Origin of the sequence: Streptomyces swartbergensis (assembly GCF_002148965.1) — a bacterium.
In the GTDB taxonomy this organism is placed as follows: domain Bacteria; phylum Actinomycetota; class Actinomycetes; order Streptomycetales; family Streptomycetaceae; genus Streptomyces; species Streptomyces swartbergensis.
The window spans coordinates 20,094-28,387 of record NZ_NGFN01000068.1 but is presented as its reverse complement, the minus strand read 5'-3'; the positions used below and the strand labels follow the sequence as shown (position 1 = coordinate 28,387).

At 68.8% G+C, this 8,294-nt stretch carries 9 protein-coding genes; 1 reads left to right on the top strand and 8 read right to left on the bottom strand.

Annotated elements, in window-relative coordinates; all coding sequences use genetic code 11:
- On the top strand, positions 1–1,379 hold a 1,379-nt coding region (locus CA983_RS13840; RefSeq protein ID WP_086601187.1), incomplete at its 5' end, for a glycosyl hydrolase family 18 protein.
- 20 nt (positions 1,380–1,399) lie between these two features.
- On the opposite strand, the gene CA983_RS13835 is transcribed toward CA983_RS13840, so the two are convergent.
- The 8 genes from CA983_RS13835 to CA983_RS13800 all read right to left on the bottom strand — a co-directional run bounded on the left by CA983_RS13835 (position 1,400) and on the right by CA983_RS13800 (position 8,215).
- Positions 1,400–1,846 carry a DUF2550 domain-containing protein gene (locus CA983_RS13835; protein WP_086601186.1) on the bottom strand — a complete coding sequence of 149 codons (447 nt, stop codon included), beginning with the start codon at positions 1,844–1,846 and terminating at the stop codon, positions 1,400–1,402.
- A gap of 130 nt (positions 1,847–1,976) precedes the next feature.
- Positions 1,977–2,354, bottom strand: coding sequence for a F0F1 ATP synthase subunit epsilon (locus tag CA983_RS13830; RefSeq protein WP_031117493.1), 378 nt, complete (start codon positions 2,352–2,354; stop codon positions 1,977–1,979).
- Positions 2,355–2,486: 132 nt separating this feature from the next.
- A complete protein-coding gene (gene atpD / locus CA983_RS13825) occupies positions 2,487–3,923 on the bottom strand; it encodes a F0F1 ATP synthase subunit beta (protein ID WP_086601185.1) in 1,437 nt (478 codons plus the stop codon).
- A complete protein-coding gene (locus tag CA983_RS13820; protein ID WP_059417211.1) occupies positions 3,924–4,841 on the bottom strand; it encodes a F0F1 ATP synthase subunit gamma in 918 nt (305 codons plus the stop codon).
- Positions 4,842–4,862: 21 nt separating this feature from the next.
- Positions 4,863–6,452 carry a F0F1 ATP synthase subunit alpha gene (gene atpA / locus CA983_RS13815; RefSeq protein WP_059417212.1) on the bottom strand — a complete coding sequence of 530 codons (1,590 nt, stop codon included), beginning with the start codon at positions 6,450–6,452 and terminating at the stop codon, positions 4,863–4,865.
- Between the two features lie 126 nt (positions 6,453–6,578).
- Entirely contained in the window at positions 6,579–7,394 is an 816-nt protein-coding gene (locus CA983_RS13810) for a F0F1 ATP synthase subunit delta (protein WP_086601184.1), read from the bottom strand.
- The gene (locus tag CA983_RS13805) at positions 7,391–7,939 is read right to left on the bottom strand and encodes a F0F1 ATP synthase subunit B (RefSeq protein ID WP_086601183.1); all 549 of its coding nucleotides are present in this window, start codon (positions 7,937–7,939) and stop codon (positions 7,391–7,393) included. The genes CA983_RS13810 and CA983_RS13805 overlap by 4 nt, the downstream gene beginning before the upstream one ends.
- A 39-nt stretch (positions 7,940–7,978) precedes the next feature.
- Positions 7,979–8,215, bottom strand: a complete 237-nt coding sequence (locus tag CA983_RS13800; protein ID WP_010040161.1) for an ATP synthase subunit c family protein — start codon at positions 8,213–8,215, stop codon at positions 7,979–7,981.
- Positions 8,216–8,294: the final 79 nt, after the last annotated feature.

Genomic DNA, 8,294 nt, shown 5'->3' with positions numbered 1-8,294 from the left:
CCGCCTCCGGCATCACCGACACCTCGGTGAAGCTGACCTGGTCCGCCGCCACCGACGACAAGGGCGTCAAGAACTACGACGTCCTGCGCGACGGCACGAAGGTCGCCACGGTGACGACCACCTCGTACACGAACACCGGCCTGACCGCCGGCACCGACTACTCCTACACGGTCCAGGCCCGCGACACCGCCGACCAGACCGGCCCGGTCAGCGGCGCGGTGAAGGTCCGCACCACCGGCGGCTCCGAGGAACCCCCGCCCACCGGCGACAAGATCAAGCTCGGCTACTTCACCGAGTGGGGCGTCTACGGCCGCAACTACCACGTCAAGAACCTGGTGACCTCGGGCTCGGCGTCGAAGATCACGCACATCAACTACGCCTTCGGCAACGTCAAGAACGGCCAGTGCACGGTCGACGACACCTACGCCGCCTACGACAAGGCCTACACCGCCGACCAGTCCGTCAGCGGCACCGCCGACACCTGGGACCAGCCGCTGCGCGGCAACTTCAACCAGCTCCGCCAGCTCAAGGCCAAGTACCCGCACATCAAGGTGCTGTACTCGTTCGGCGGCTGGACCTACTCGGGCGGCTTCGGCCAGGCCGCGGCCAACGCCGCCGCCTTCGCCAAGTCCTGCAAGGCCGTGGTGGAGGACCCGCGCTGGGCCGACGTCTTCGACGGCATCGACATCGACTGGGAGTACCCGAACGCCTGCGGCCTGACCTGCGACACCTCGGGCCCGGCCGCGTTCACCACCCTGTCCAGGGCCCTGCGCGCCGAATTCGGCAAGGACTACCTGGTCACCGCCGCGATCACGGCCGACGCCTCAAACGGCGGCAAGATCGACGCGGCCGACTACGGCGGGGCCGCGCAGTACCTCGACTGGTACAACGTGATGACGTACGACTACTTCGGCGCCTTCGACAAGGACGGCCCGACCGCTCCGCACTCCCCGCTCACCTCGTACCCCGGCATCCCGCAGGCGGGCTTCAACTCGGCCGACGCGATCGCCAAGCTGAAGGCGAAGGGCGTCCCGTCCGCCAAGCTCCTGCTCGGCATCGGCTTCTACGGCCGCGGCTGGACCGGCGTCACCCAGTCCGCCCCCGGCGGCACGGCGACCGGCGCGGCTCCCGGGACGTACGAGGCGGGCATCGAGGACTACAAGGTCCTCAAGAACTCCTGCCCGGCCACCGGCACGATCGCGGGCACCGCGTACGCGCACTGCGGCAGCAACTGGTGGTCGTACGACACTCCCTCGACGATCGCCGGGAAGATGACCTGGGCCAGGAACCAGGGCCTGGGCGGCGCCTTCTTCTGGGAGTTCAGCGGCGACACCGGCAACGGTGAGCTGGTGACCGCCATCGACAACGGGCTCGACTGAACAGACGGACCTGAGCCGACCTAAGCAACATTGACGCGCTGACCGGGCGGGGCTGCCTCCAGCCACGCGAGGAAACCGGTCAGCGCGTCCTCGCTCATGGCCAGCTCCAGCCGGGTCCCCCGGTGCAGACAGGCGAGGATCACGTGGTCGGAGAGGAGCGCCAGCTCCTCCTCGCCCTCCGGGACCCGGCGGCCGGCCACCTCGATCGCGGAACGCTCCAGGACGCGACGGGGGCGCGGCGAGTAGGAGAAGACGCGGAACCACTCGACGCGGTCGCCGTTGTACCGGGCCACTCCGTAGGCCCAGCCCTTGCCGTTCTTGTCGCCCTCCTCCGGGGTGTCCCAGCGCAGGCTGGCGTCGAAAGTGCCGCCCGAACGCTGGATGAGCCGGCGGCGCAGACCGAAGACGAACAGTGCCACCACGACGAGAGCCACGACAATTCCGCACACAGTCAGAGCGAGGACCATCGACACCGACCTCCTCGTCTCCTAGGTAACGGAACGCAAAAAACACCCACATCCGCCTCAGCCGCGGCTGGGTCCGGATCTCTCCGGTACCCAGCCGCGGCTGAGTGACGTCATCACACGGCGGGCGGAGTCAGCGCGCCGCCGTGGCCGCACGCAGACGGACGTCCGCGCGGCGCCGGGCCTCCGCGTCGTCCTCCGCCTTCGCACGCTCCAGCTCCTGCTCCGCGCGCTGGACATCGATCTCGTCCGACAGCTCCGCGACTTCGGCCAGCAGCGACAGCTTGTCGTCCGCGAACGAGATGAAACCGCCGTGGACCGCGGCGACGACCGTCCCGCCATCACTCGTACGGATGGTCACCGGGCCCGACTCCAGCACACCGAGCAGCGGCTGGTGACCGGGCATGACGCCGATGTCGCCGGACGTGGTGCGCGCGACGACCAGGGTGGCCTGGCCGGACCAGACCTCACGGTCGGCCGCGACCAGCGCGACGTGCAGCTCAGCAGCCAAGGGTGGCTCCTCGGGTCACCACCCGGCGGGAGTGCCGGGTGTTGGTTACAAGTCTAGTAGGCGTGACGGAGGGGGCGGGACGCGCCCGCCCCCTCCATGATGAGCACGAGGCTCACATGTCGAGCGCGAGGCTCAGGAGACGCCCAGCTCCTTCGCGTTCTTCTTCAGGTCCTCGAGACCACCGCACATGAAGAACGCCTGCTCCGGGAAGTGGTCGTACTCGCCGTCGCAGATCGCGTTGAACGCGGCGATCGACTCGTCCAGCGGCACGTCCGAACCGTCCACGCCGGTGAACTGCTTGGCGGCGTGGGTGTTCTGGGACAGGAAGCGCTCCACGCGACGGGCACGGTGGACGACGAGCTTGTCCTCCTCGCCGAGCTCGTCGATACCGAGGATCGCGATGATGTCCTGCAGGTCCTTGTACTTCTGCAGGATGTTCTTCACGCGCATCGCGGCGTTGTAGTGGTCCGCCGAGATGTACCGCGGGTCGAGGATCCGGGACGTGGAGTCCAGCGGGTCCACGGCCGGGTAGATGCCCTTCTCGGAGATCGGACGGGAGAGCACCGTCGTCGCGTCGAGGTGGGCGAAGGTGGTGGCCGGGGCCGGGTCGGTCAGGTCGTCCGCGGGGACGTAGATCGCCTGCATCGAGGTGATCGAGTGACCACGGGTCGAGGTGATGCGCTCCTGGAGGACGCCCATCTCGTCGGCCAGGTTCGGCTGGTAGCCCACCGCGGAGGGCATACGGCCGAGCAGGGTCGACACCTCGGAACCGGCCTGGGTGAAGCGGAAGATGTTGTCGATGAAGAACAGCACGTCCTGCTTCTGGACGTCACGGAAGTACTCCGCCATCGTCAGGCCGGCCAGGGCCACGCGCAGACGGGTGCCCGGGGGCTCGTCCATCTGCCCGAAGACCAGGGCGGTCTTGTCCAGAACGCCGGACTCTTCCATCTCCGCGATGAGGTCGTTGCCCTCACGGGTGCGCTCGCCGACGCCCGCGAAGACGGAGACGCCCTCGTGGAGGTTGGCGACACGCATGATCATTTCCTGGATCAGCACGGTCTTGCCGACACCGGCGCCACCGAACAGACCGATCTTGCCGCCCTTGACGTACGGGGTGAGAAGGTCGACGACCTTCAGGCCCGTCTCGAACATCTCGGTCTTCGACTCGAGCTGGTCGAACGCGGGGGCCTTGCGGTGGATGGACCAGCGCTCGCCCTCGTAGGTCTCGTCGCTGTTCAGCACCTCACCGAGGGTGTTGAACACCTTGCCCTTGGTGAAGTCGCCGACCGGGACGGAGATGCCCGCGCCGGTGTCGACGACGGGAGCCTGGCGGACCAGGCCGTCGGTGGGCTGCATGGAGATCGCGCGGACCAGGCCGTCACCCAGGTGCTGGGCGACCTCCAGGGTCAGCGTCTTCTTCTCGCCCGCGAGCGCCGGGTCGGCGACCTCGACGTGCAGGGCGTTGTAGATCTCGGGCATCGCGTCGACGGGGAACTCCACGTCGACGACCGGGCCGATGACCCGGGCGACGCGGCCCGTAGCCGTCGCGGTCTCAACAGTGGTGGTCATTTATCGGTCACTCCCCGCGGTCGCGTCGGCCAGGGCACTGGCGCCACCGACGATCTCGCTGATTTCCTGGGTGATTTCGGCCTGGCGGGCCTGGTTGGCAAGCCGGGTGAGCGTCTCGATGAGCTCTCCGGCGTTGTCGGTGGCCGACTTCATCGCGCGCCGCGTGGCGGCGTGCTTGGAGGCGGCCGACTGGAGCAGCGCGTTGTAGATCCGGCTCTCCACGTAGCGCGGCAGCAGGGCGTCCAGGACGTCCTCCGCCGAGGGCTCGAAGTCGAACAGCGGGAGGATCTCGCCCTTGGGCTTGGCCTCCTGCGCGACCTCGTCGAGGCTGAGCGGCAGCAGCCGGGCCTCGATGGCCGTCTGCGTCATCATCGACACGAACTCGGTGTAGACGATGTGGAGCTCGTCCACGCCGCCCTCGGCCGTCTCCGTCTCGATGGCCTCGATCAGCGGGGCCGCGACCTTCTTGGCGTCCGCGTACGACGGCTCGTCGGTGAAGCCCGTGAACGACTCCGCGACCTTGCGCTCGCGGAAGTTGTAGTGGGCGAGACCACGGCGGCCGACGATGTAGCTGACGACCTCCTTGCCCTCACCTTCGAGCTTCGCCGTGAGCCGCTCCGCGGCCTTGATGGCGTTGGAGTTGAAGGCGCCGGCCAGGCCGCGGTCGCTCGTGAGGAGCAGGACCGCGGCGCGGGTCGGGTTCTCCGGCTCCGTCGTCAGCGGGTGCTTGGTGTTCGATCCGGTGGCGACCGCCGCGACCGCCCGGGTGAGCTCGGTCGCGTACGGCGTGGACGCCGCCACCTTGCGCTGCGCCTTGACGACGCGCGAGGCGGCGATCATCTCCATCGCCTTCGTGATCTTCTTGGTCGCGGTGACGGAACGGATGCGACGCTTGTAGACCCGGAGCTGGGCTCCCATGAGTCAGGTCCCTTCCTTACGTCACTTGCCGGCAGCCGGGGCGTCCTCGCCGAGCAGCTTGCCGTCGGAGGTCTCGAACTGCTTCTTGAACTCCGCGATGGCGTCGGCCATGGCCTGGAGCGTGTCGTCCGACATCTTCCCGCCCTCGCGGATGGAGGTCAGCAGACCCTGCTCCTTGCGGTGCAGATACTCCAGCAGCTCCTTCTCGAAGCGGCGGATGTCGGCGACCGGAACCTCGTCCATCTTGCCGGTGGTGCCGGCCCAGATGGAGACGACCTGGTCCTCGGTGGCCATCGGCTGGTACTGCGGCTGCTTGAGCAGCTCGACCATGCGCTGACCACGCTCCAGCTGCGCCTTGGACGCGGCGTCCAGGTCGGAACCGAAGGCGGCGAACGCCTCCAGCTCACGGAACTGGGCGAGGTCCACACGCAGACGGCCGGAGACCTGGCGGATCGCCTTGTGCTGGGCGGAACCACCGACTCGGGAGACCGAGATACCGACGTTCAGCGCGGGGCGCTGACCGGCGTTGAACAGGTCCGACTCCAGGAAGCACTGGCCGTCGGTGATGGAGATGACGTTGGTCGGGATGAACGCCGAGACGTCGTTGGCCTTCGTCTCGACGATCGGCAGACCGGTCATCGAGCCGGCACCCATCTCGTCGGAGAGCTTCGCGCAGCGCTCCAGCAGACGGGAGTGCAGGTAGAAGACGTCACCCGGGTAGGCCTCACGGCCCGGCGGGCGGCGCAGCAGCAGCGACACGGCGCGGTAGGCGTCGGCCTGCTTCGACAGGTCGTCGAAGATGATCAGGACGTGCTTGCCCTGGTACATCCAGTGCTGGCCGATGGCCGAACCGGTGTAGGGCGCCAGGTACTTGAAGCCGGCCGGGTCGGACGCCGGGGCGGCGACGATGGTCGTGTACTCCAGCGCGCCGGCCTCCTCCAGAGCGCCGCGCACGCCGGCGATGGTGGAGCCCTTCTGGCCGATGGCGACGTAGATGCAGCGGACCTGCTTGTTCGGGTCGCCGGTGCGCCAGTTGTCGCGCTGGTTGATGATCGTGTCGACGGCCAGGGCGGTCTTGCCGGTCTGGCGGTCGCCGATGATCAGCTGACGCTGGCCACGGCCGATCGGGGTCATGGTGTCGACGGCCTTGTAGCCCGTCTCCATCGGCTCGTGCACCGACTTGCGGACCATGACGCCCGGAGCCTGCAGCTCCAGGGCGCGACGGCTGTCGGTCTCGATCTCGCCGAGGCCGTCGATCGGGTTGCCGAGGGGGTCCACCACGCGGCCGAGGTAGCCCTCGCCGACCGCGACGGACAGGACCTCGCCGGTACGGCTGACCGGCTGCCCTTCCTCGATGCCGCTGAACTCACCGAGGACGACGCAGCCGATCTCGCGCTCCTCGAGGTTGAGGGCGAGACCGAGGCTGCCGTCTTCGAACTTCAGCAGCTCGTTGGCCATGACCGAGGGCAGACCCTCGACCTTCGCGATACCGTCGCCGGCGAAGGTGACCGTACCGACCTCCTCGCGCGAGGCCGCGTCCGGCTTGTACGCCTGGACGAAGTTCTCCAGCGCGTCCCGGATCTCCTCCGGCCGGATCGTGAGCTCCGCCATCTGGGTTCCCTGCTCTCCTTGTTGGGCCCGAAGTTTCACTTTGGGGGTCTGGGGGCGACCCCCAGGATTCTTCTGCACGGCCCAACCAGGGCCGTCGTAAGTACGTACTGCGTATTGAGTTGCTGCTCAGCCCGCGAGCCGACGGCCGGCGTCCTCGATGCGGTCCGCGAGGGAGCCGTTGATGACCTCGTCGCCGACCTGCACCCGGATCCCGCCGAGGACCTCGGGGTCCACGTCCAGGTTGAGGTGCATCTTGCGGCCGTAGAGCTTCGCGAGGGCGGCGCCCAGGCGCTGCTTCTGCGCGTCGCTCAGCGGTACCGCCGAGGTGACGGTGGCGACCATGCGGTCCCGGCGCTCGGCGGCGAGCTTGGACAGGGACTCCAGTCCCGACTCCAGGCTACGTCCCCGCGGCGCGGCCACAAGGCGCGTCACCAGACGCTCGGTGGCCGCCTGCGCCCGGCCGCCGAGCAGGCTGCGCAGCAGCTCGCTCTTGGCCGAGGTGGTGGCCTTGCGGTCCGTCAGCGCGGCACGCAGCTCGATGCTGCCGGAGACGATCCGCCCGAAGCGGAACAGCTCGTCCTCGACGTCGTCGAGCTTGCCCGCCTTCTGCGCGGCGGTGAGGTCGGCGGTGGCGGCCAGCTCCTCCAGCGCGTCCACCAGGTCGCGCGACTGCGACCAGCGGGAGCGCACCATTCCGGCGACCAGGTCGGCGGCCGGGCCGCTGACCTGGGTGCCGAGCAGGCGCTGGGCCAGTTCGGCCTTGGCCTCACCGGCCTGCGCCGGGTCGGTGAGGACCCGACGCAGCGACACCTCGCGGTCGAGCAGCGCGGTGACGGCGGCCAGCTCGTCGGCGAGCGAGCCGGCGTCCACGGACGTGGAGTCCGTCAACGCGTCGAGACGCTCTCGTGCGGCTGCCAGGGCCTCGCGGCTCGCTCCGTTCATCGGCCGGCCTCGGCCTTCTCCTCGAGGTCGTCGAGGAACCGGTCGATCACGCGGCTCTGGCGGGCGTGGTCCTCGAGGGACTCGCCGACGAGCTTGCCGGCCAGGTCGGTGGCGAGCTTGCCGACGTCCTGGCGCAGCGCGGACGCGGCGGCCTTGCGGTCGGCCTCGATCTGGGCGTGACCGGCGGCGACGATCTCCTCGCGCTGCCGCTGGCCCTCGGCCCGCATCTCGGCGATGAGGGCGGCACCCTGCTCCTGCGCCTCCTGGCGCAGGCGCGCGGCCTCGTGCCGGGCCTCGGCGAGCTGTGCCTTGTACTGCTCAAGGACGCTCTGGGCCTCGACCTTCATGGTCTCGGCCTCTTCGATACCGCCTTCGATCGCCGCGCGGCGCTCCTCCAGAACCTTGTTGATGTTCGGAAGCAGCTTCTTCCAGAAGAAGAAGAACACGATGGCGAAGGCGATGGTGCCGACGAGCAGCTCGGGGCCGGGAGGCATGAGCGGGTTCTGCTCTTCCTCGGCCGCCAGCTGCACCAGGTTGGCGATCACATCAGTGCCTTTCGTCGAAACGTGTCGGTGAGCAGGAAATTACTGACCGAACACGAACGGCATAACGATGCCGATGAGGGCGAGCGCCTCACAGAACGCGAAGCCCAGGATCTGGTTGGCACGGATCAGACCGGCCGCCTCGGGCTGGCGGGCCAGGGCCTGGGTGCCGTTACCGAAGATGATGCCGACGCCGATGCCGGGGCCGATGGCGGAGAGGCCGTAGCCGATGGAGCCGAGCGAACCGGAGACAGCGGCGAGGGTCTCAGTGGCAGCCATGCTGAATCTTCCTTCTCTTTCACGGACCGGCGGGGGTTGGCCACCGGACGTTCTTGGGACTTGCGGGGGCGGGAGGGGC